Origin of the sequence: Brachyspira intermedia PWS/A, assembly GCF_000223215.1 — a bacterium.
In the GTDB taxonomy this organism is placed as follows: domain Bacteria; phylum Spirochaetota; class Brachyspiria; order Brachyspirales; family Brachyspiraceae; genus Brachyspira; species Brachyspira intermedia.
Genome location: NC_017243.1, coordinates 2,345,319 through 2,370,941, shown reverse-complemented (window position 1 = coordinate 2,370,941; position 25,623 = coordinate 2,345,319). Strand labels below are relative to the sequence as shown.

13 protein-coding genes and 1 pseudogene are annotated in these 25,623 nt (G+C 28.3%); 12 read left to right on the top strand and 2 right to left on the bottom strand.

Features of this window, described 5'->3' with window-relative positions; all coding sequences use genetic code 11:
- The first annotated feature begins 26 nt into the window (after positions 1-26).
- The 4 genes from BINT_RS10140 to BINT_RS10125 all read left to right on the top strand — a co-directional run bounded on the left by BINT_RS10140 (position 27) and on the right by BINT_RS10125 (position 7,786).
- On the top strand, positions 27-4,331 hold the full coding sequence (locus tag BINT_RS10140; RefSeq protein WP_014488486.1) for an acyl-CoA dehydratase activase-related protein: 4,305 nt from the start codon (positions 27-29) through the stop codon (positions 4,329-4,331).
- A gap of 260 nt (positions 4,332-4,591) precedes the next feature.
- The gene (locus BINT_RS10135) at positions 4,592-5,098 is read left to right on the top strand and encodes a hypothetical protein (RefSeq protein WP_014488485.1); all 507 of its coding nucleotides are present in this window, start codon (positions 4,592-4,594) and stop codon (positions 5,096-5,098) included.
- A 17-nt stretch (positions 5,099-5,115) separates the two neighbouring features.
- Positions 5,116-7,131, top strand: coding sequence for an AAA family ATPase (locus BINT_RS10130; RefSeq protein WP_014488484.1), 2,016 nt, complete (start codon positions 5,116-5,118; stop codon positions 7,129-7,131).
- A 223-nt stretch (positions 7,132-7,354) separates the two neighbouring features.
- The gene (locus BINT_RS10125; RefSeq protein ID WP_014488483.1) at positions 7,355-7,786 is read left to right on the top strand and encodes a rhodanese-like domain-containing protein; all 432 of its coding nucleotides are present in this window, start codon (positions 7,355-7,357) and stop codon (positions 7,784-7,786) included.
- Between the two features lie 61 nt (positions 7,787-7,847).
- Here the strand turns inward: BINT_RS10125 and BINT_RS10120 are convergent, their stop codons facing one another.
- A complete protein-coding gene (locus tag BINT_RS10120; protein WP_014488482.1) occupies positions 7,848-9,368 on the bottom strand; it encodes a bifunctional metallophosphatase/5'-nucleotidase in 1,521 nt (506 codons plus the stop codon).
- 138 nt (positions 9,369-9,506) lie between these two features.
- Between BINT_RS10120 and BINT_RS10115 the strand changes: the two genes are divergently transcribed.
- The 8 genes and pseudogenes from BINT_RS10115 to BINT_RS10080 all read left to right on the top strand — a co-directional run bounded on the left by BINT_RS10115 (position 9,507) and on the right by BINT_RS10080 (position 23,660).
- Positions 9,507-10,913, top strand: coding sequence for an MATE family efflux transporter (locus BINT_RS10115; protein WP_014488481.1), 1,407 nt, complete (start codon positions 9,507-9,509; stop codon positions 10,911-10,913).
- A gap of 230 nt (positions 10,914-11,143) precedes the next feature.
- Entirely contained in the window at positions 11,144-13,099 is a 1,956-nt protein-coding gene (locus BINT_RS10110) for a methyl-accepting chemotaxis protein (protein WP_041177396.1), read from the top strand.
- A 274-nt stretch (positions 13,100-13,373) separates the two neighbouring features.
- Positions 13,374-15,326, top strand: a pseudogene (locus BINT_RS10105) (methyl-accepting chemotaxis protein).
- Positions 15,327-15,573: 247 nt separating this feature from the next.
- Positions 15,574-17,523, top strand: coding sequence for a methyl-accepting chemotaxis protein (locus BINT_RS10100; protein ID WP_014488477.1), 1,950 nt, complete (start codon positions 15,574-15,576; stop codon positions 17,521-17,523).
- A gap of 20 nt (positions 17,524-17,543) precedes the next feature.
- The gene (locus BINT_RS10095) at positions 17,544-18,944 is read left to right on the top strand and encodes a PDC sensor domain-containing protein (protein ID WP_014488476.1); all 1,401 of its coding nucleotides are present in this window, start codon (positions 17,544-17,546) and stop codon (positions 18,942-18,944) included.
- Between the two features lie 32 nt (positions 18,945-18,976).
- The gene (locus BINT_RS10090; RefSeq protein ID WP_041177395.1) at positions 18,977-20,329 is read left to right on the top strand and encodes a PDC sensor domain-containing protein; all 1,353 of its coding nucleotides are present in this window, start codon (positions 18,977-18,979) and stop codon (positions 20,327-20,329) included.
- Positions 20,330-20,395: 66 nt separating this feature from the next.
- Positions 20,396-22,024 (top strand): peptide ABC transporter substrate-binding protein, encoded by a 1,629-nt coding sequence (locus BINT_RS10085; protein WP_041177394.1) that lies wholly within the window; start codon positions 20,396-20,398, stop codon positions 22,022-22,024.
- Between the two features lie 34 nt (positions 22,025-22,058).
- A complete protein-coding gene (locus BINT_RS10080) occupies positions 22,059-23,660 on the top strand; it encodes a peptide ABC transporter substrate-binding protein (protein WP_014488473.1) in 1,602 nt (533 codons plus the stop codon).
- 82 nt (positions 23,661-23,742) lie between these two features.
- Here the strand turns inward: BINT_RS10080 and BINT_RS10075 are convergent, their stop codons facing one another.
- Complete coding sequence (locus BINT_RS10075) at positions 23,743-25,623, bottom strand: PTS fructose transporter subunit IIABC (RefSeq protein WP_014488472.1); 1,881 nt, start codon at positions 25,621-25,623, stop codon at positions 23,743-23,745.

The following is a 25,623-nucleotide window of genomic DNA, read 5'->3' as shown; positions in this document are numbered from 1 at the left end:
AATAGTTTACTTTTAGGAGAGATATTATGGAAAAAATTTTCAAAGCAGGTATTGACATTGGTTCAACTACCGCAAAGATGGTTGTATATGATAATGACAATATGATATTCAAAACTTATGTCAGACATAACGCTGATGTAAAGGATACATTATTGTCTATACTTGATAATTTACAAGCTATGCATGGAGATTTAAAACTTTCTCTTGCTATGACAGGTACAGCAGGAATGGGTGTCTGCGAAAAAACAGGTATTAGTTTCATTCAAGAGGTAATTGCTTCTTCAACAGCTATCAGAAAGATTTATCCTTATGGAAGAACTTTGATAGATATAGGCGGAGAGGATGCTAAAATCATAGTATTTGATGATAATTTCAAAGCGGATATAAGAATGAATGGTAACTGTGCAGGCGGTACAGGAGCATTCATAGACCAGATGGCTACACTTCTTAATGTTCAGCCTTCAGAACTTTCTGTATTAGCTGAAAAATCTACTTCTATATATCCTATGGCAAGCAGATGCGGAGTATTCGCTAAAACAGATGTTCAAACTCTTATAAGCCGTGATATACCTAAAGCTGATATTGCTAAAAGTATATTCCAAGCTGTTGCTGTTCAAACAGTTAATACTTTGGCTAAAGGTTTCGAGATTAAGCCTAAAATATTATTTACAGGCGGACCTTTAACATTCCTTCCTGAATTAAGAAAAACATTCTTGGCTCTTCTTAATGCTTCAGAAGATGATATGTATACAGTAGACCACCCAGAATTAACTGCAGCAATAGGTGCAGCTTTCGGTGAAAAAGAGGAACAAACTACAATAAAAGTTTCTGAATTATATAAATTAGTAGAAAATATTTCAGCAGAAGTAAAAATCACTAATTCAAAAACAAGAGAAGCTTTATTTACAAGTCAGGAAGAATACAAAGAATGGACAGAAGAGCATAGCAAAGATAAAGTAAGATCTGCTGATGTATCAACTGTTAATGGTAAAAATACATTCTTAGGAATAGACTCTGGTTCTACTACTACAAAAATCGTTATTATTGATGAGGACGGACAGGTAGTATTAAGACATTATAGAAACAATAATGGTAATCCTGTTGGTGCTGTTACTGAAGGACTTACAGAGATTAAAAAAGAATTAGATGAGAAAAATATAAAAATCAATATAGCAAGAACTGCCGTTACAGGTTATGGAGAGGATTTAATAAAAGCCGCTTTCAATATGGACGAGGGTATCGTTGAAACTATGGCACATTACAGAGGTGCTAAGGCTTTCGATAAAGATGTCAGCTTTATACTTGATATAGGCGGACAGGATATGAAAGCTATATTCATTAAAGACGGTATTATAGAAAATATTGAAATTAATGAGGCTTGTTCTTCAGGATGCGGTTCATTCATAGAAACATTTGCACGCGGAATGGGTTATAAAGTTGCTGATTTTGCTAATATTGCATGCGAATCTGCAAGACCTTGCGATTTGGGAAGCCGCTGTACAGTGTTTATGAATAGTAAAGTAAAACAATCTTTGAGAGAAGGTTCTTCAGTTGCTGATATTTCTGCAGGACTTGCTAAGAGTGTTACTTTAAACTGTTTCACTAAAGTATTAAAAATTACTGATACTTCTATTTTGGGCGATCATATAGTTGTTCAGGGCGGTACTTTCAAAAATGCTGCAGTGTTGCGTTCTGTAGAAAAGTTTTTAGATAAAAAAGTTATTCGTCCTGATATATCTGAACTTATGGGAGCTTATGGTTGTGCATTGCTTGCTTTAGATACATACAACGCTAAAGAAGAAGATACAACATTTATAGGTTTGGATAATTTACAGGAAGCTAATGATTATGAAAGAAAACAGCTTACTTGTAAAGGCTGCGAAAACCTTTGTACAGTTACTAGATTAAAATTCAAAGATAATAAATCATTCTACACAGGCAATAAATGCGAAAGAATATTCACTAATAAAGGAAATAAAGAAAGAAATTATGGAATGGATATCACTCAGAAAAAACTTTCTTTATTATTCGACAGACCTTTAGCACCTGCTTCAGATGAAATAAAAGGTACTATCGGTATACCTCGCGTACTTAATATGTATCAAAACTTCCCATTCTGGGCTACTATACTTGTTGAATGCGGATACAGAGTACAATTATCTTCACCATCAAGCATGGCTATAGCTGAAAAAGGTTCCGGTACTGTTATGAGCGATAATATATGTTTCCCTGCTAAAATAGCTAACGGACATATATATGATTTGATAGAGTCTAAAGTTGACAGAATATTCTATCCATCTGTAGTATTAGAAAAAGCTGAAGATGACGGAAGTGTTAATAGTTATAACTGTCCGGTTGTTACAGGATATCCTGATGTAATAGACAGTTCTATAAGTCCATTAACTAAATACGGAATTCCTTTTGATGCTCCGACAATTTCTTTCTTGAATGAAGATTTATTGTACAAAGGCTGTAAGGCTTATTTCGTTAAAGTATTAGGAATAAATAAAAAAGATTTCGACAGAGCTTTCAAAATGGCTTTAAAAGAACAGGTAAGAATTAAAGAGGAATTAAGAGCTGAAGGCAAAAAAATAATAGAACATGCCAAAGAAACTCAAACTCCTACTATACTTATAGTAAGCAGACCTTATCATATTGACCCATTAATCAATCATAAGATACCTGAAACTATTGCTTCATTTGGTATCAATGTTATTACTGAAGATGGTTTGGATATAGATGAATCTCTTGCTGATGTTCAAGTATTAACTCAATGGTCTTACCCTAATAAAATGTTTAAAGCTGCTTTATGGGCTTGCAAACAAAAAGATATGAAGCTTGAAGTAGTTCAAATTAATAGTTTCGGATGCGGTCCTGATGCTACTACTTCAGATGAAATAAAATCTATACTTAATGCTTATGGTAAGAGTCCTACTTTGGTAAAAGTAGATGAGATATCAAGTCCTGGAAGTATAAGATTAAGAATACGTTCTATGATAGAAAGTATGAAGATGAAAGGCGACTTTACACCAAGCGAAGAATCTAATAGAACTATTATTAAAAGATATGAGAAAAATGACAGACGTGCAATACTTGTACCTAAATTTGGACATTTCTATGATCCTATGATTTTAACTTTATTAGAAAGAAGCGGATATGATACAATACCTCTTCCTGAACCTGATGTTGAATCTGTGGAATTAGGTTTAAGATATGCCAACCAAGATATATGTTATCCTGCAACAATAGTAATAGGTGATATTATAAGAGCCGTTCAAAGCGGAAAATATGATCCTAAAAATATAGCTGCAGGTATCACTCAAACAGGCGGACAATGTAGGGCTAGTAATTATGCTTCTCTTATAAAGAGAGGATTAATAAATGCAGGTTATCCTGATGTTCCTGTTGTTACAGTTGGTTTAACAGTTATAAATGATCAGCCTGGATTTGAGCTTTCAAAAATGGACTTGATGAAAGAGGGTATTATAGCTATGCCTTATGCTGATGCTATATCTACAATGTATTATTACTGTGCTGCCAGAGAAGTTAAAAAAGGTGAGTCTTTGGCACTTGCTAATAAATATATAGCATTACACCCTAAAGATTTCGCTCTTAAACCTACTGATAAATTATTAAAACAGGCTATAGCAGAGTTTAATGCTATTGAAACTAATGATAATTTAATGCTTCCTAAAGCTGGATTAGTAGGTGAGATTTATGTAAAATATAACAGCTTTGCTAATGGAGATGTTTGCGATTGGCTTATGGCTAAAGGCGTTGAGGTTATAGTTCCTCCTGTATTTGACTTCTTTGTACAGAAGGTTATAAGCGAACAGGTTAATAAAGAAACTAATGCTAGAGATGTATCATTCTTAGGATATTATGGTTCTAAAATATCTGAAAAAGTTATTGATATGAGAATAGATTCTATAAATCAGATGATGTCTAAATTCAAAGGCTTTAGACCTGCACATCATATAAGACAAATAGCTGAAAATGCTGCTAAAGTTACTGCTATGACTAATCAGTTTGGAGAGGCTTGGCTTTTACCTGGTGAAATAGCAACTTTCGCTGAGGAGGGCGTAAACAATGTACTTTGTCTTCAGCCTTTCGGTTGTATTGCTAACCATATCATAGCTAGAGGTATTGAAACTAGACTTAAAACTAGATATCCTGATTTGAATCTTCTTTATTTAGATATGGATGCAGGAGCAAGCGAAGTTAATACTGTAAATCGTTTAGAGTTCTTCGTTCGTTCTGCTAAAGATAGTATGAATACTGCAGCAAATATCAATTATGTTAAAGAGTCTATTGGAGAATATGCTAAATAATTTTTAATGATTAATAAAAAATAATAAATATAAAAGGTTTGCAATTAGTTTGATACTTTTTGCGAACCTTTTTGTTGTTTACACTTTTTGTAAATTATTATTTTACATTATTTGTAAATTAAATATTGACATTTTGTGTAAATAGTTTATATTCTAGATGTATTAGGGATTTTATAAGAACACTATATTTTAGTTATTAGAAAAATTGTATTATGTCTATGGAATATTAATTTTTAATTTAATAAAAGAGAAAAATAAAAATGGAAAATAAATTATTAAGAGAAAAAATAAGAGATTTAGGTTTGAGAATATCTGATCTTGCAGAATATCTTAAAATATCAAGACCTACTTTATATAAATATATAGATATGTACGAAGAAGGTAATAGAAGTACAATAGATACAAAAATATTAAATCTCTTTGATTATATACAAAACAGTAAAAACATAGGAAGTAATAATGTTATTTATTATATAATGAATAATATCGTTGAGAATAGCAATACAAATAATACTGAGGAGGTTAAAAGGATGAAAATAAAATCATTATTAAAAACAGAAAATAAAACAAAAGAGGATTTTATATATATGCTTACAGAGGATAATTTTTTTGATCCTATATTAGATTATTTGATGAAATGTAAAAAACTTTCTACTGATCCGGACAAAAAATTATCTGAAGAGGATTATGAGTTTATATCACCTCTTATGAGTTTATATAAATCTCAAGGTTTCAGAATGAGATTATCAAATAAAGATAAGCAATAAAATTTAGGGAAAAACTTATGAAAAGATATTTAACAATTAAAAACTTCAGAAATATTAATCCTGTAATTGTAAGTAAGGAGGCAGAATATAATTCAGAAAAGAAAGAAGATGAAGTAAAATACGGCAGATTATATCTTAATGGTGATATAGAGCAAGGGGCATTAATAAGCATTATAGGGGCAAACGGCACCGGTAAAAGTAATATACTATCAGCAATAGAAAAATCATTTAAAGGCGGTATAAACGGCAGAAAAGATAATCCTAAAATAGATGGTTTTATAGGATGCAAACCAGAGTTAGAAATATTTATTGAAGCAGATAGCGGACTTGTATATAAAGGTAAATGTAGAACTATTAGAATAAAAAAAACTGGATACAGCGAAAAAGATGAATATAAAGATAAACTTGTATGGGAATTAGAAGAAAATAAAATCAATTCAGATATTATTTTAAGTAAAAATTATTTGTCAAAAATAATGGATTATATATACAATTCCACAAATAATGTTACTTCAAAATACGGCAGCAGTATATACTTTGTTTATGAATATAATTATAAATATGATAATAAATCAAAAACAGAATATGCTTATGAAGATATATTAAATTATACTGTATCAAAAATAATGGATATAATTTCTAAATATAAAGAAAATGAAAATATAGATAAATTAAAATTATTAATAAGTTTGCTTGATGATGAATCTTATGAACAAAATAAAAATACCGGATACCGTGAGTTTAATTTCGATGAAAATCAGATTAATAAAAATGATTTAAAATACTTATTAGAAATTTTAGCAGAAATTGAGTCTGTAAATATAAATATATATGTTCATAGAGAAAATGTAAAAAACAGCGAGCTTACTGTGGGATGCTATAGCAGTAATGGACATTATCATGATAAAACTGAAAATATTATAACCAAATCTCATTTTTTACGTTCATTATTCAAAGCGGCAGATAATATGGAGATGTATAATAATTTAATAAAAAACTATACTAATATATTATCTGATGTTGCTTTTGCAAAACAGACAGAAAATGAAATAAATAAACTTTTTGACAACACCGTATCAAAGAAATTCAATGAACTATATAAATCAAATAATGAATATAAATTTAAAATAGCATTAGATGAATACTTTATAAAAATATATTTTGAAACTAGAAATGGTATTACTAATCTAGAAAATGAATCTGAAGGATTTAATTGGTTTTTCAGTTTATTCTTTAATACAATCAATCCTAATGAATTAAAAAAAGGTGATATAATTATAATTGATGAGCCTGAACAGCATTTATCAGTTCCTTTAATAAAAGAATTAAGAAAATTTTTGAAAGAGTTTGCTAAAGATAATGGCGTTACTATAATCACATCTACTCAAATTCCTTATTTTGCAGATATTCATTATTTAGATGAATTAAAAATAGTAGAACCAAAACAAGACGGTATAGGAGTAAAAATAGAAAATGATTTCTCTGCTACTTATGGTAAAGTAGATACATTAGAAAAAATTATAAATGCATTTGGTGTTAAGCATATAGATATTATGAGAGATACTAAAATAGTATATGTTGAAGGTATTACAGATTATAATTATCTTACAGCTTTTAAATTATTAATGGAGCATATAGAAAATAGAGAAATAAATACAGCATTTATGCCTATTAATGGAGTGGGAAGGCCTAATGATGAAAGAAAGAAAAATGATATAATAGATTCATTATGTAAACTTTCTGCTAAGCCGATATTATTAATTGACAGTGATATTTCAGCAGATCAATTTACAGAGTTAGCAGAAGGAACAAATTTAAGAATAACACAGCTTGAAGATATAAGTTCTAATTTTGTTACAATAGAAGATTTATTCGATGATAATGATAAGCAAATTCATAAAATAGATAAAAAGAATAAAGATGCTCTGGATTCTGCTTTGTTCAAAAATAATATAATAGACTATTATGAAAAAAATCTGATATCTCAAACTACTATTGATAATTTTTTCAAGGTTATTAGAGAAATAGATTAATAGAAAAAGATGCTATAATAATAAAGGGACTGTTCATTACAGCCCCTTTTTTATTATTAAGTTCATTAAAATATTGAAATTTATTGCCTTAAATTATCAAATAACTATGAAAAATACAAAAAATATTAAATTTTTCCTTAAAAAATAATAAAAATTATATTTTAAGGAACTTTTGTATGTTGTATTCGTCTAATATAGTAAATACTATACAGGGGTAAGATTTATGAAAAGAAATCTTTTTATTATTATCGCATTATTATTAACAACAATCGTATGTAATGCACAAACAGCAAAAACTAATGAAGCTGTATACGAACTTGACAATGTAAAAGTTGTTAATAAAAACGGCCTAGCTCTTAATGACTTTATATCATCATGGAAAGCTGATCCTAATATAATATTAGTTGATGTCAGAACACCTCAGGAGATTAAAGAAACAGGAACTATAAAAGGTGCTATGAATATTGATTATAGAGCTAAAGGCTACAGCAAAAAAATATTATCATTAGATAAAACTAAAAAATATTTCTTCTATTGTAAGAGCGGCGGACGTTCAGGAAAAACAGTTCAGTATTTGCTTGATAACGGATTTAAAAATGTGAATTATCTTAAAGATGCAGGATATACTGAATTAAATGCTGCTTTAAAAAAGTAATTATTAATTAAAACTAAAAAAGGGGGACTGTTTATTACAGCCCCTTTTTTTATATGAAAAATCATTTAAATATTATACGTTCTGTATTGTCAATGGCATTTTCAGGTACATTTTGATATTCTTTCAAAGTTTTTATTATTAAATCTCTTATATCAAGTCCTGTATGTATAGTATTTTCTCCATACTGAAATAAAGGCTTTCCGCTTTCATCAATATATTTTTCTCCTCCATTAAATATATAATCAGCAACAGCAACTACATACTTTTCATTGTCATTTATAGTTCTACCTTTGATAGATGATTCTAAAAGTTTTCCTTTACTGTCAAAATTAATAATGCAGTCTTTTGAAACTTGTAAAAATGCACCTTCTCCTTTTCTTGAGGCTGATAATTCCAATATATTCTTTAAATCTTTTCCTTTTAAAGTTGTAAGTATTATTAAATTATCGAATGGGAAAAACTCATACATATTTCCTAATGTTACCTTTCCGCTTGGAAGCTGACCTCTTAAAGAACCTGAATTTATTAATGCTATGTCAATGCCTTCTTGAGATGAAGCTACTATATCAGAAACGAAATTTCCTAAAGCGGTGGATTTATTTCTGACATTTTCATCAGTTAATTCATAAGGAAGTTTTGCTATTTCAATATTAAACTCTTTATCTACTTCAAGCTGCATTTTTTCTATTTTTGCTAATATAGTTTCATCTTCTTTTATATTTTCATCTAATCTAGTAAGTGTATATTCAGGATAAGCATATTTACCGTTTTTAAATATTACATCAATAGTACCTATATACTCTCCGTATTGTCCTGCTTGAACTATTGTTGTTTTTCCTATAATGATAGGTTTTTTTAATAAAGTATGAGTATGTCCGCCTATTATAATATTAAAAGTATTTGGTATTTCCTGTGCTATTTTTTTATCAGTATCGAATCCTGCATGGCTTAATAAAATTGTTATATCGTTAGTAGTATTTAATGGTATTTCTTTTAAAAGATTTTTTAAAGATGATACCTCTTCTTCTATATCTATATAATCAAGTCCCTGAATAATATTCATTTTTTCGCTTTGCAAAACTCCTATTATAGCAACATGTACACCTTTAATATTTGTTATTATATATGGAGGAATATAATTTTCACCTGTGGCTTTTACTTTAACATTGCATGCTATTGTAGGGAAATTTCTATTGCTAATAATATTATTTAATTGATCTATTCCAAAATCAAATTCATGATTGCCAAGAGTTGATACATTAACTCCCATTTCATTCATAAGTTCCACTTCGTCCATACCCTGATAAACAATAGAAAATACGCTTCCTGTGATAGTATCTCCTGCATGCATTACTATAACATTTTCATTTTCTTTTCTTACATTATCAATAAAGGTTTTTCTTCTGGCAGCACCGCCGTATCTGTTTGTAGTTCCATCTTCTTTTGAAACAGTAATAAATTCTTTATCTTTTGAATGCGTATCATTCATATGAACTATTGTAAATACTTTTTGATCATTGGCTTTATTAGAACATGATAAAATTAAAATAGAAACAATTAATAATATATATAAGTTTTTCATTTAAACATCCTAACATATAATAATTTAATGATATAACATTAACTTTTAAAGTCAATAATTTAAAGTTTGACTAAAATATAAATAGGTTTATGATATATAAAATGTAAACTATATTAAAAAATAATAGATGAGATAATTATGAGTAATGAAGCAGTATTAGATAATAATAATTTAAAATCAAATGAGCTTGGAAATAAGCCTGTAGGAAAATTGCTTTTTCAGCTAGCACTTCCTGCAATAGCGGCGCAAATAATAAATGTACTTTATAATGTTGTAGACAGAATGTATATAGGACATATTCCTGATATTGGTGCAAAGGCTTTAACAGGGGTAGGTGTTACAATGCCTGTTATAATGGCTGTATCTGCATTTGCATATCTTATCAGTATGGGAGGTTCTCCTCGTGCTTCTATAATGATGGGAAAGCAGGATTATGATAAAGCCGAAGAAATAGTCGGAAACTGTGCTATGACCTTAATCATTATTTCAGTAACTTTAACTATAATATTATTATTATTTTCAAAGCCTCTTCTTATGGTTTTCGGTGCAAGTGAAAATACTATTATATATGCATTGAGATATTTAAGAATATATTCTATAGGTACTATATTTGTTCAATTAGCTTTAGGACTCAATGCTTTTATCACTGCTCAGGGAAAGGCAAAAACAAGTATGTTTACTGTTTTAATAGGTGCTGTTACTAATATAATATTAGATCCTATATTTATATTTGTATTTAATATGGATGTTAGAGGTGCAGCACTTGCTACTATTATATCTCAGGCTATATCATGTATATGGATACTTTCTTTTATGACATCTAAAAGAACTGTATTAAAACTAAAATTAAAAAATTTAAAAATATCTCCTAATGTAATACTTCCATGTTTAGCTTTAGGATTTTCACCTTTTATAATGCAGTTTACAGAAAGTATTTTATTTGTATCTTTCAATACTTCGCTTTTGAAATACGGCGGTGATTTGGCTGTTGGTGCTATGACAATATTAAGCAGTATTATGCAGTTTTCTTTTCTTCCTATAATGGGACTTACACAAGGAGCTCAGCCTATTATAAGTTATAATTATGGAGCAAATAATTTAAATAGAGTAAAATCTGCTTTTAAGATACTTTTAATAAGCTGTCTTTCTTTTTCTTTTTTAATGTGGTTTATATCAGAATTCTTTCCTTATGTTTTTGTTAGAATATTTACAAGCGATGAAGAATTAATAAATTATGCTATTTGGGCTTTAAAAATATATATGGCAGCTTCATTAATATTTGGGGCACAAACTGCATGTCAGCAAACATTTGTAGCTTTAGGAAACGCTAAAATATCTGCATTCCTAGCCATATTAAGAAAGGTAATATTATTGATACCGCTTATATTTATATTGCCTATATTTATGGAGAATAAAGTAATGGCTGTACTTTTAGCAGAGCCTATAGCAGATTTTTTGGCTGTTTGTACAACAGTAACATTATTTACTATTTCATTTAAAAAATTAATGAGTATTAATGCTAATGATAAACTAGCTACAAAATAGCTGACAACTAAAGTTATCAGCTGTTCATTTATCACTTTAAAAAATAATAATTATTTTACGCTATTTTTTATTATGATAAATCAAATTAATTGTATTGACTTTTTTCGTTTTCATGGTAGCCTTTTAAAAAATTAGGGTTAATATATTTTATATAATTAAAATATTATAATTATGCAGTAATCATTATTTCAATTGATATAAACATATTAAATAAATGTTGGGAGATTTTTATGTTTAAGAAATTTGGTTTGCAATTTAGAATTAGTTTGCTTATACTTTCAATTTTTTTCGCTATGATTATAGTTTCTAGTCTTGTAAATATAATTCTAGTTAATAATGCCAACAGAGCAAAATCTTTAAGTTATCTTAAAAAAACTGTAGAGGCAGAATCTTACAGAGGTCAGAATATATTAAAAATAGAATTTAATTATTTGAATGAATTAGCTTCTTCGCTTGAAGATTTATATAATATAGGTATAAGGGATAGAAATACTTATATTAATGTGGTAAGTAATTATGTGAGAAAAGATGAAGCTAGTACAATTGCTATGGGATTTTTATTGAATAAAGATCTTATAGATAATGATGCTGATTATACTAATAATGAATTTTATAGGGATATAAAAGGACAATTTGGAGTATATCTTTCTAAAAATAATGGCAATGTAGTACAGCAAAGAATTTTATCTTCTGATTTAAATGCAGATTATTTTGTTACTCCAAAAAGTACATCAAAACCATATATAACTCCTTTATATTCATACAATGTAGCCGGTAATAATATTCTAATATATACTTGGTCAATACCTGTTTTTGATAATAGTGGTAAGAATATAGGTGTAGTTATTGCTGATGTAACACCTCAGAGTATAAGTAAATCTATAGAAAAAATAAAACCTTATCCTGAAAGTAAGGTAATACTTTTTGATAGTGCTGGTAACTTAGTATATAATGCCGGAAATTTAGAAGGTATAGGAAAAAACGGTTATGATGTCTATGAATGGTATAAGACTTTAGGAATAATAGAAAAGGTTCAGTCAGGACAATCTTTAGATTTTGAGCATTTTACAACAGTATTTAATGAAGTCGGTACTTATGTTGTATCTCCTATACCTATGCTTGAAGGTCATAATTGGGGAATAGAAATTCTTACTCCAAGCAGAGTTATACAGGCAGAAACAAGATATATTAGAAATACAATGGTATTAATATTAGTGTTTATATTAATTGTTTCTTTGATTATAACACCTATAATAATTAAAAAGAAAGTATCAAATATAATAATAGTTTTGGCTAAAGATATTGTTGCTATGTCTACAGGTGATTTGACTGTTGAAATACCTAAAGGATTTGAGAAAAGAACTGATGAATGGGGAGATATAGCAAGAGGCTGGGATAAAGCCATGAATAATTTTAATAATGTAATAAATACAGTAAAGCATTCGGCAGAGCAGGTTTCTACTGCTGCAAATGAGGTTTTAATAGGAAATAATGATTTATCTCAAAGAACAGAAACACAAGCTTCTAGCTTGGAAGAAACAGCAGCATCTATGAATGAGATGGCTAGTGCTATAAAAGAATCAGCTGAGAGCGTTGCCCAAAGTACTTCTATGGTATCGGATGCTAAGGAATCTTTGAATAAAGCGGGTGTAATAATAGAAGACAGTGTAAACAAAATGAATGATGTTTATGAATCTAGTTCTAAAATAATGGATATCACTAAACTTATAGAAGGAATAGCTTTTCAAACTAATATACTTGCTCTTAATGCTTCAGTAGAGGCAGCACGTGCTGGAGATCAGGGACGAGGATTTGCAGTAGTAGCTAGTGAAGTAAGAAATCTTGCTCAAAATACTCAGGAGTCTGTAAAAAGTATTACTTCATTGATTACAGATAGTAATGATAAAATAAAATTAGCTGCTACAAGTGTTCAGGAATCCAAAACTATTTTTAATGAGATATTAGAAAAAATGGATAGAGCTTCTTCTATAATGGAAAGAATCAATATTGCTGCTCAGGAACAAGAGAAAGGAATAGATCAGGTTAATATAGCAATTAGTAATATGGATGCTTCTGTACAGAAAAATGCTGCTTTGGTATCAGAAGCTACTTCAGCATCAGAGTCTTTATTAAGTGAAGCTAATGATTTATTGAAAGCTATATCATACTTCAATTTAAAAAATTAATTAAAATGAAATTTTTAGTTCATTATTAATCTTATATAAATAATGAACTGAAAATTATATAAAATTATGTTTTAAGATTTTCTAAAAATATCAATTCCAATACTTGTTTTATCAATAAGTTTTTGTTATTTATTAGTAAAAAATATGTTTTATATCATAAATAACTATTCTAAACTATGTTTTTTATCTGAACAATAATAAATAATTTTTTTTTATTATTGAAATTGCAAATAAAAAATGTATAATAATTGTAAAAAAAATTATAGGTTTAATTATGGTTAAGAAATTTAGTCTCCAAATAAAAATTAGTTTAGCTATATTGATACCATTATTGATTATGCTTATTATTTCAAATGCTATAAATATTGCTTATGTAAAATCAGCTAGTAAAAATTTGTCTCATAGAATATTGGAGGAAAGCTCAAAAGGTGAAGCTGCTAAATTATTATCATATATGAAAGAAGATTTATATTCTCTTGTAGGATTATAAAGGGTTATAAGAGGATTATATAATGATGGTACTTTAAGCAGACCATTTTATGAAAGACTTTTATATAGTTTTTTTGATGAACTTCCTAAAAAAGTTAATAGTTTGCTTATAATATTTGAACCTGATACAATAGGCAATGATTCAGATTATACCAATTCAGAAAAATACGGTCCTGCAAATGGACGTTTTAATTATTATTTGTCAAGAGATGATAACTCTAAAATTCGAACTTCATATTTTGATACAAAAATTTTTCAAAATGATACATATAAAAAAACTTTAAGCACAGGAGAAACATATATATCTGATGTATATAAATCACCTGTTAATGATAAAGATTTATTCTATACTTGGGCTGTACCTATAAAAACATCAAATAGAGTTATAGGTGTAATATGTTTAGAAGTGAATGTAAATTCTATTAATGATTCATTATCTCAAATAAATCCATTTGAGGGTTCTACAATTACATTATTTGATAATGTCGGAACTATAGCTTATGATAGTGACAAAGCTATTTATATATCTAAAACACTTGATGAAATATATCCATACTACAAAGAGCATGATGTATTTAATAAAATAATACGAGGAGAAAATTTACTATTTGAAAATTTCAGCGGAACATTACAAAAATTTTATACATATTCATTTACTCCTGTAGAAATATCAAAAGGAAAATATTGGGGCTTGAAAATAACTGCTCCTAATGATGTTATATTAAAAGATTCTGATATTATAAGAAATATAATGTTTATAATATCAGCATTAATAGTTGTCATAAGTGCTATAATAGTTCCTTTAATAATAAAGAGAAAAGTAACAAAATTAATAGGATATACAGCAAGAGACATTACAAGAATATCTAATGGAGATATATCTTTTCATATTTCAAATGACTTTTTAAAATTGAATGATGAATGGGGAGATATTGCAAGAGGATTAGAAAACACTTTAAAAAATTTAGGAAATGTAGTCTCTACAGTAAAAAATTCTGCAGAGCAAGTTTCTACAGCAGCAAATGAGGTTTTAGTAGGAAATAATGACTTATCTCAAAGAACAGAAACTCAGGCTTCTAACTTAGAAGAGACAGCTGCATCTATGAATGAGATGGCTAGTGCTATAAAAGAGTCAGCTGAAGGCGTATCACAAAGTACATCTATGGTAATGGATGTAAAAGAATGCGTAAATAAAGCAGGTCTTATAATAGAAGATAGTGTAAACAAAATGGATGCTGTTTATGAGTCTAGCTCTAAAATAATGGATATTACTAAACTTATAGAAGGAATAGCTTTTCAAACTAATATATTAGCTTTGAATGCTTCAGTAGAGGCAGCTAGAGCAGGTGATCAGGGACGCGGATTTGCTGTTGTAGCTAGTGAGGTAAGAAACCTTGCTCAAAATACTCAAGAATCAGTAAAAAATATTACATCTTTAATAACAGATAGTAATAATAAAATAAAATTAGCAGCAAACAGTGTACAAGAATCACAGACTATATTCAATGAAATATTAGAAAAGATGGATAATGTTTCTAGTATAATGGATAAGATTAATACAGCCTCACAAGAACAGGAAAGAGGTATTGATCAAGTTAATACAGCTATTGATAATATGGATTCTTCTGTGCAAAAGAATGCTGCTTTAGTATCTGAAGCTACTTCTGCTTCTGAATCTCTTCTCAGTGAGGCTAAAGATTTAATTAAGGCTATAGAATATTTTAAATTGAAGTCTTAATTTAAATAATTTTTTATTATAAAAAATTAATTAAATTGTTTTTTACAATTGAAATATATATGTAAATTATGTATAATATTTGCATAAAAATATTAGGGTTTTTTTATGTTGCAAACTTATCCGATTGAAATATATATTGATACTATGATTATTAAATCATATAATCGAATTCTTATAAATTCCTAGTTTTATTATAATTATTAGAATTATAAATGTAAAAGATTAATTTTATATAGAGGTTTTATTTATGTTTAAAAGAGTAAGTCTTCAAGTAAAAATTAGTTTAATTATATTAATACCATTATTAATAATGCTTGCAATATCAAATGTAGTGAACATTATTTATGTACAAAATGCCAGCAGTAAATTGTCTTATAAAATATTGGAGGAAGTAGCCAAAGGAGAAGGAAATAAAATAACTGCTGTAGTTAAAGATGATCTTTATCAAATAACTGGTTTGAAATATATAATAGAAAATATGTATAATTCAGGTGTTACAGATAGAAATGCTTATGAAGCTGTAGCTAGAAATTTTTTTAGAGTTCTTCCAGATACAGTAGTTGGAGTTATGTTGGCTTTTGAGCCTAATATACTTGGTAATGATGCAGCGTATAGTAATGTTTATCCTTTAACAAAAGGACAGCAAACTTATTATATATCAAGAACATCTGGAAATAATATTGAGGAAAGGGCTTTATCTGCTGCAGATATAGATGCTGATTATTATAAAGAGCCTATATCAAAAGCTAGAGAGTATTTATCTGGTATATATGACTTTGATCTTGGAAATAATGATGTAGTAAAAATGTATACTTGGGCAATACCTATAATGTATCAAAATAAGCCTATAGGTGTTATAACTGCTGACATAAAAGTAGAAACATTAAATCCTACTATGAAAAATATACAGCCATTTGCAAATTCAGAAGGATTATTATATGATCATTATGGCAATGTACTTTATGATGCCGGAGAAACAAAAAATTTAGGCAAAAACATGTATGATTTATACACTCATTATAAAGATTATAGTGTATTTGAAAAGGTATCAAGCGGTGGTACAGTATCATTTGAAAATTATACAGCTTATTATAAAGGAGATGCCACATATTATTTTGTTCCTTTAGAGGTATCAGCAGGACAATATTGGATACTTGAGATAATGGCTTCAAACAAAGATATTTTCAAAGAGAGTGATGTTATACGTATTGTTATGGTAATTATATCTTTAATTATTATTATAATAGCATTTATAATGATACCTATTATAATTAAAAGTAAAGTTGTGAATGTAATAATTTCTTTATCTAAGGATATGCAGAAAATTGCTAAAGGAGATATATCTTTTAAAATATCTAAAGAATTCCTTAATATGAATGATGAGTGGGGAGATATAGCTAATAGTTTAGATGGTATAATTAATAATTTAAATAAAGTTGTAAAGACAGTAAAAAATGCTGCCGAAAGAGTTTCTATAGAAGCAAACCAAGTATTGGAAGGTAATAATGACTTAGCACAAAGAACTGAGTCACAAGCCTCTAGCTTGGAAGAAACAGCTGCATCTATGAATGAGATGGCTAGTACTATAAGAGAATCGGCAGAAAGTGTTGCACAAAGTACTTCTATGGTATCAGATGCTAAGGAATCTTTGAATAAGGCTGGTGCCATAGTAGAGGATAGTGTAAATAAGATGAATGATGTATATGAAGCTAGTACTAAAATAATGGATATTACTAAACTTATAGAAGGAATAGCTTTTCAAACTAATATATTAGCTTTGAATGCTTCAGTAGAGGCAGCTAGAGCAGGAGAACAAGGACGAGGATTTGCTGTAGTAGCTAGTGAAGTAAGAAACCTTGCTCAAAATACTCAGGAATCAGTAAAAAGTATTACTGCTCTAATAGCTGATAGTAATGAAAAAACAAATTTGGCTTCTGAGAGTGTAAGAGAATCTAAAGAAATATTTGAAGACATATCTGTAAAGATGGATAGTGCTTCTAATATAATGGATAGAATTAATGTAGCTTCTCAGGAACAGCAAAAAGGAATAGAACAGGTTGATTCCGCTATTACAAATATGGATTCTTCAGTACAAAAAAATGCTGCTTTAGTAGAAGAGGCTACAGCTGCTTCTCAGGCTTTGCTTAATGAAGCTAATGAACTTATAGATGTTATAGGATATTTTAAATTACAATAAGAGGAAATGCTGCGGATATAATGAACAATAAAGTAAGTATAAATGTTAAAATAAGTTTATTAATTTTAATGCCTATTATAGCAATAATATTACTATTTGGTATTATCAATACAATATATACATATAAAATGACAAAGGAAATGACACTATTTATAATATCTCAAATGGCTGAAAAAGAGATATATGAAATAGAAAATATAATCGATGTTGAATTAAATTATCTAAATAATATAAAATATTCTGTAGAAAATTTATATAACTATGATGTTAGAAAGAGAGAATCATATGAAGATTTAATGAATAGATTTGCTCATGAAATGAGTACTAATGCAGCATCGGTATCTTTAATATTTTTTACTAATGTTATTGATAATGACAGTATGTATATTAATAATCCTCTTTACCATGATATTAATGGACGATTAGGAATATCTTTAGTTAAAGATAGTGAAAATAATATATCTAGAATTAATTTACAAGCATCTGATTTAGAATATACTTATCTGAATACTACCATAAAAAGCAGAAAACCTTATATCACAACTTTGAACTATTATCCTGTGCAAGGAAAATATAGACCTATGTACACATATTCAATACCAATATTTTCTAAAGATAATGAAATGATTGGTGTGTCTTCTTTGAATTTAACTTTAGATAATATAATATTTTATGAAGATACAAATGGATTTACAATATCTTTATTTAATGAAAATGGTAATATAATGTATTGCACAACTGATATATACAGTATAGGAGAAAATATTACTAATTTATCGGATGTATATGAAAGCAGTGATTTAGAAAATACCATATATTCTAATAATACTGTTTGGAAGGAATCATATAATAAAAAAACTTCAAGTAAATATTATAATCTTTTTACACCTTTACATGTTTTTGATGATCTATATTGGGGAATAGAATTAGCTGTTGATAGTAAGGCAGAGTTTTTTAATCATTATAAAATTATGATAATGATGTGGGTTATTATAGCAATTATAATTATTTCAATATTTATTATTGTACCATTCATAATTAATAAAAAATTATTATCAGTAATGAATAATTTAAATGATAATATTACAAAAATAAAGGAAGGGGATATATCTTGGAGTGTTTCTGAAAATTATTTAAATATGAATGATGAAATGGGAGATATGAGCAGAGAAATTAATGATACAGTAGTATATTTGAATGATTTGATTAATTCTGTAAAAGGAACAGCTAATAAAATTTCTGAAAACTCAAATAACATATCTGAGCTTGTATATAAGATTAATGATTGCTGCGAAGATAATGAAATAGAAAAAAATCAGACTTCTAATATTGTAAATAATGTAAATAAAAATTTAAAATCTCTTTTAGAAGAGTCAAATGAATTGCAAAAAACAATAAAATATTTTAAACTAAAAAAATAAAAAATATTATTTGACTTAAATATTATAATATTATGAATAGCAAAAACAGTTTAAATATCAAAATAAGTTTATTAATTATTATACCTACAATAATTATAGTGATGCTAGCAGGTGCTTTAGCCATGGTGCATACCTATCATATTTCTAGAGGTATGTCTTTAGTAACAATGGATCAAATATCTGAAGTTCAATTATTAAATATGAGAGATTTAATAAATAATGAATTAAATTTTATGAAAAGTATAAAATTTATTTCTGAAGAATTATACTGCAGTAATATAAGAAATAGAAAAATATATGAAAATGTTATGTGTAAATTTTCAAAGAAAATAAGTGAAAATGCTGAAGCCGTTTTTTTACTTTTTCTTCCAAATGCAATTGATAATGATAATATATATAAAAGTGATAGTTGGTATAAAAATATAGACGGACGATTTGGAATATATATGGGTAAAGATAAAGACGGAAATATATCAAGACTTGGTACAGAAAATTTACAATTAAAATTATCATTTATTGAAGATACGATAGAAAAAAATAATATGTACATAACTCCTATATATAGCGTTCAGATTCAAAATAGATATAAGCAGGTTCAAACCTGTTTAATGCCTATATATTCAAATAATGATGATATTATAGGGGTAATTGGTTTGGATGTGAGTTCGGATAGTATGAATTTTGATAATGGAGAGGATATATCTACAACTTTATTTGATGAAAATGGAAATATTATTTACTGTAATATAGATAGTGAAATTATAGGTGAGAATTTTACTAATTTATATCATCCTTATCATAATCATAATGTAATAGATATGATAAAATCTAATGAAAGTTTAATGGTAGAAAAATATAATGTAAAAAAATCTAATAGGTATTTTTATATTGTAAAGCCTATAAATCTATTTGATGATCTATATTGGGGAATTGAAGTTGCAATACCGTCTATTATGGTATTAAAAAATAACTATAAAATGGTAATAATGATTGGTATTATGATTTCTATAATAATTATTTTAATGATAATAATAATACCTAATATTATAAGCAAAAAAGTAATACCTGTAATAAATTTCTTTAATAAAAACAAATTAAAAACAAAATCAAACAATGCAGATTTAAATAATATAAAGTCAGATGATGCCATTATCGATATGAATATTAATCATGAAAATACTATAAAATATTTGAATGCTGTAATTAATGCGTTAAAAGGTAAAACCTACAAAGTATCTGATGATTCTATGTTAAAAAAATCAAATGATCATAAGTCAAATAATGATTCTCAATTTGTGAAAGAGGCTTCTGAAAACTCTAAGTCTATTAATGAGGAATCTGAAGAATTAAAGAATATAATAGAATATTTTAAACTAATAAAATAATATTATTTGACATTATATGTTATAAAATATATACTTAATTTAACTAAATATCATTTGGATAATAAAATGTTAAAAAAATCTTATATTTTCATAATTATTTTAATGTATTTAACTATATCATGTACAAAAATAGAGGAAACTATTACTCATACACCTCCGCAAGGTAAATATTTCTCATTGGTCATAAACATAGGTCAGGAACCATATACTATGGATCCCAGTATCAATGTAACAGGAGATAGTTTAATATATTTAAATCATATATTTGAAGGTTTAGTAGGTAAAGATAAAGACGGTAAAATAATACCTGCTGCTGCCAAAAGCTGGGCAATAAGTGCTGACGGACTTGTATATACATTTAATTTAAGACAAGATGCTTATTGGTCTGATGGTAATCCTGTTTTAGCTAAAGATTTTGTTTACTCTTTTAGAAGATTGTTTGACCCTAATACTAAAAGTAAATTTGCATATCAATATAATGTTATAAATAATTCTAAAAATATCCTTGAAGGAGAAATAGAAACAAAATATTTAGGTGTAGAAGCTATAGATGATTATACATTAGAAATTGTTTTGGACAGACCATTAACATATTTTCTTGAAATTTTATCTTATCCTACGTTTTATCCTTTGAGAGAAGATATTATAAAATTATACGAAACTAATTGGACAGAAAAAGCAGAAACTTTTATAGGAAACGGACCTTTTAAAGTTGTAGAGAGAAAAATAGATGATGTTATTATTATGGAAAAAAATGAATTCTATTGGAATAATAAAGAAGTTATACCAAGCAGATTAGAGTTTGTAATGAAAAATGACACTCAATATTCTTTAACTGCTTTGAAAAACGGATTGCTTCATTTCTCAAGAAATTTTCCAATAGAGCATATAGCTTTATTGCAAAGAGGCGGATATATACATAATGTACCTAGAATATCAACATATTTTTATTTTTTAAATACTACTAATAAAACATTATCTGATATAAATGTAAGAAGGGCATTATCTCTTGCAATTGACAGAAATTATATAGTTGAAAATGTTACAAAAAACGGAGAAAGACCTGCTACGGCTTTTGTGCCTTATGGTATACCTGGTTTCTTTGGAGATTTCAGAGAAAATGGTGGGGATTATATAGATATAGATAAAAAAAATTATGAAAATAATATTAGAGAAGCAAAAAGGCTTATGATTCTTGCTGGATATCCTAATGGAAATGGTTTCCCTGTATTGACTTTGAAAACTACTTATGGAACACATAGAAAAATATTTGAAGCTATACAAAAAATGTGGAAGGATAATTTGGGTATTGATGTAAATATAGAAGAATTGGAATCATCAGATTTATTCACCCAAAGATTTGATAAAAATTTTGAAATGGCAAGCGGCGGATGGAATGGAGATTTTAATGATCCTATTAATTTTCTTTCGGTATTTTTAAGCACATCGCCCAATAATAATAGTCTTTATACTAATAAAAGATATGATGATTTGATAAAAACAGCTACATTAATTACAGATTCATCTCATAGAATGATGACTATGCATAAAGCCGAGGAATTATTAATATCTGATATGGCAATGATACCTATATATTTCTCAAGCGAGCCTATATTAGTATCACCTAAATTGAAAGGCGTTTTATATGATTCTATGGGACAGCATAGTTTTATGAGAGCATATTTAGAAGATTAATTTTCTTTATATAAATGTTAGGAGTTAACTATAGATGAAAAAAATATTTATTTTATTTATGATTTTTATATCATTTATAATATCATGTTCAAATAATAATAAATCAGAAGATGGTATATCTATATTTATTAATACTGGTCCTGAACCAAATACTATAGACCCCAGTATAAATGTAACTTCGGATGCAGTATTTTATTTGATGCATACATTTGAAGGATTAATAGAAAAAGACTCTGAAGGAAAATTGACTCCAGGAGTGGCTGAAAGCTGGGAGATAAGTGAGGACGGACTTACTTATACATTCAAACTTAGAACTAATTCAAAATGGACAGATGGAAAGCCAGTTGTTGCAAGCGATTTTGTTTATTCTTGGCAAAGGGTTGTTGATCCTGCTACAGGAAGTCAATACGGATATCAGCATGAACCTGTAAAAAATGCTAAAGCTATAACAGCAGGCACTATGCCTAAAGAAAGTTTAGGTATAAAAGCAATAGATGATTATACTTTAGAAGTTCAGCTTGAAGCTCCTACAGCATATTTTTTAGAGCTTTTAAGTTTTCCTACATTCTATCCTCTTAGAAAAGATATTATAGAACAGTACGGAGATGAATGGACTTTAAATGCAGATACTTATATAGGAAATGGTGCTTTTAAACTTATAGAAAGAAACAGAGATGAAAGTCTTGTAATGGTAAAAAATACCAATTATTGGAATGTAGAAGATATAGTTCCTGATAAGATTACATTTGTTCTTATGGAAAATGAAACTGCTTCTGTTGCAGGAGTTAAAGCAGGTTCTTTGCATTTTGCAAGATCTTTCCCAAGACAGGATATAAAGACACTTCAAAAAGAAGGACTAATAGTAATAGAACCTAGAATATCTTCATATTATTACTGCTTGAATTTAACTAATGAGATATTGAAAGATGTAAGAGTAAGAAGAGCATTATCTCTTGCCATTGATAGAAATTATATAGTGGAGCAAATTACAAGAGGAGGTGAGAAGCCAGCAGGTGCTTTAGTTCCTTTTGGAATATCTGACTATGAGGGAGATTTCAGAAAAAACGGTGGAGAATATATAGATATAACTGAAAATGGATATGCTAAAAATGTTGAGGAAGCTAAGAAATTAATGGCTGAGGCAGGATATCCTAATGGAGAAGGCTTTCCTGTTATGGAGTTTAAAACAGATCCGGGACTGCATGTAAAAATATTTGAAGCAGTTCAGCAGATGTGGAAAGAGAATCTTGGTATTGATGTAACTTTGACTCAGGAAGAATGGGCAGTATTTTTGCAGACAAGATACGACAGAAACATCACTATGGCAAGAGGAGCATGGAACGGAGATTTTGATGATCCTATAAACTTTATGACTTTATGTTTAAGTTATTCTCCTAATAATTACAGCGTTTATAGTAATAAGGCTTATGATGATATAATAAATCAAGTTATGCTTTCAGGAGATCAAAAGTTTAGAATGCAGACTATGCATAAGGCAGAAGAAATGCTAATGAGAGAAGAAGCCATAATACCTATATATTATTATACAGAACCTTTGCTTGTATCTCCTAAATTAAAAGGCGTTTATTATGATCCTCTAGGATTTCATAGATTCCATCATTGTTATTTAGAATAGTTTTATATAATTTTATTATGAAGTAAAAAGTTAGGCTGTATCTTTATTTGAGGATACAGCCTTTTTTGTAAGAAGATATATGTTAATTTTCAGCAGGTTTCTTAATAAATCCAAGTAAAAGAGCAGTTATTACAGAACCAACTACTATAGCAAGTAAATACATTACAGGATTATTAACTATAGGCAAAACGAATATTCCGCCATGAGGGGCTCTAAGTTCTATATGAAAAGCCATAGTTAAAGCACCTGAAATTGCAGCACCTATCATACAAGATGGTATTACTCTTATAGGGTCTGATGCGGCAAATGGTATGGCTCCTTCAGTAATGAATGAAAGTCCCATAACATAGCATGTTTTTCCGGCATCTCTTTCATCAGCAGAGAATTTATTTCTGAATATTGTAGTAGCCAAAGCTATTCCCAAAGGAGGAACCATTCCGCCAGCCATAACTGCAGCATGAGGAGCGTACTGTCCTGAAGCTATCATAGCTATACCGAATGTGAAAGCAGCTTTATTTATAGGGCCTCCCATATCAGTGGACATCATGGCACCTAGTAAAGCACCTAATAATATTAAGTTTCCTGTTCCCAAGTTTTTCAAGAAATTTGAAATTCCTGTATTGATTGCAGCTATAGGATTAACAATGAATAAATACATTATAGCACCTGTAATGAATATACCAAATAAAGGATATAGTAAAACAGGTTTAATTCCGTCTAAACTTTCAGGCAACTTATTAAATACTTTTTTTAATAAAAGAGTGATGTATCCGCCTAAAAATCCTCCTATCAAACCTCCTAAAAATCCGCCGCCGCTGTTTAATGATATTAATCCTCCAACCATAGCAGGAGCAAATCCCGGTCTGTCAGCAATACTCATACCAATGAATGCTGACATTACAGGAACCATTAGGAAGAATGCATTTCCTCCTCCTATATCATTTAAAAGTTTAGCAAAATAATTGTATGAAGGATCATTCGGATTGCTGGCATTAATACCAAACATAAATGAAAATGCTATTAATATACCTCCGCCTACAACGAATGGAAGCATATTTGATACACCTGACATTAAATGTTTATATACGCCTGTTTTTGGTTTCTTAGCAAATTTATTTGAAGTTTGAGTATTATCTTCATTACTATGATATATAGGAGCTGTTTGATTCATAGCATTTTTTATTAATTGTTCAGGATTTTTTATTGCCTCTTTTACTCCCACTATATCAACATTCTTTCCTGCAAATCTTTCCATAGCAACATTTTTATCAGCAGCTACTATTATACCTTTGGCATTTTTTATTTCATCTTTTGTAAGTTCATTTTTTACACCGCTTGAACCATTAGTTTCTACTTTTATAGTAATACCAAGTTCTTTACCTTTTTTAAGCAAGGCATCGGCAGCCATATAGGTATGTGCTATTCCAGTAGGGCAGGCTGTTACTGCTAATACTTGATATGAATCATTGCTGTTATTAGTTTCATGATTTAATGATGAGTTTTCATTATCTTTTTCAGCATTTTTTATTAATATATCTAAAACTTCTTCTTTGCTTTTAGCATTTAAAAGTGCCTCTCTTATATCATCTTCAAGAAGTAGGGTAGTGATTTTTGATAATAATTCTATATGAGAATCATTTGAGTTTTCAGGAGCTGCTATCATAAAAAATAAATGAGAAGGCTCTCCGTCTAATGATTCATAATCAACGCCTTTTTTTGAAATACCTATTGCAACAGTAGGAATTTTCACGGCTTTAGTTTTACCATGAGGTATTGCTATTCCTTCTTCCATACCTGTTGAGCTTTGTGCTTCTCTTTTTAGTATTTCTTGTTTATACTCTTCTCTGTCATTTAATTTACCATTATTATAGAGAATATCTACCATTTCATCTATAATTTCTGATTTAGTTGTTCCCTTTAGATCTGTATTAATACAATCTAAAGTTATAACATCTTTTAGCAT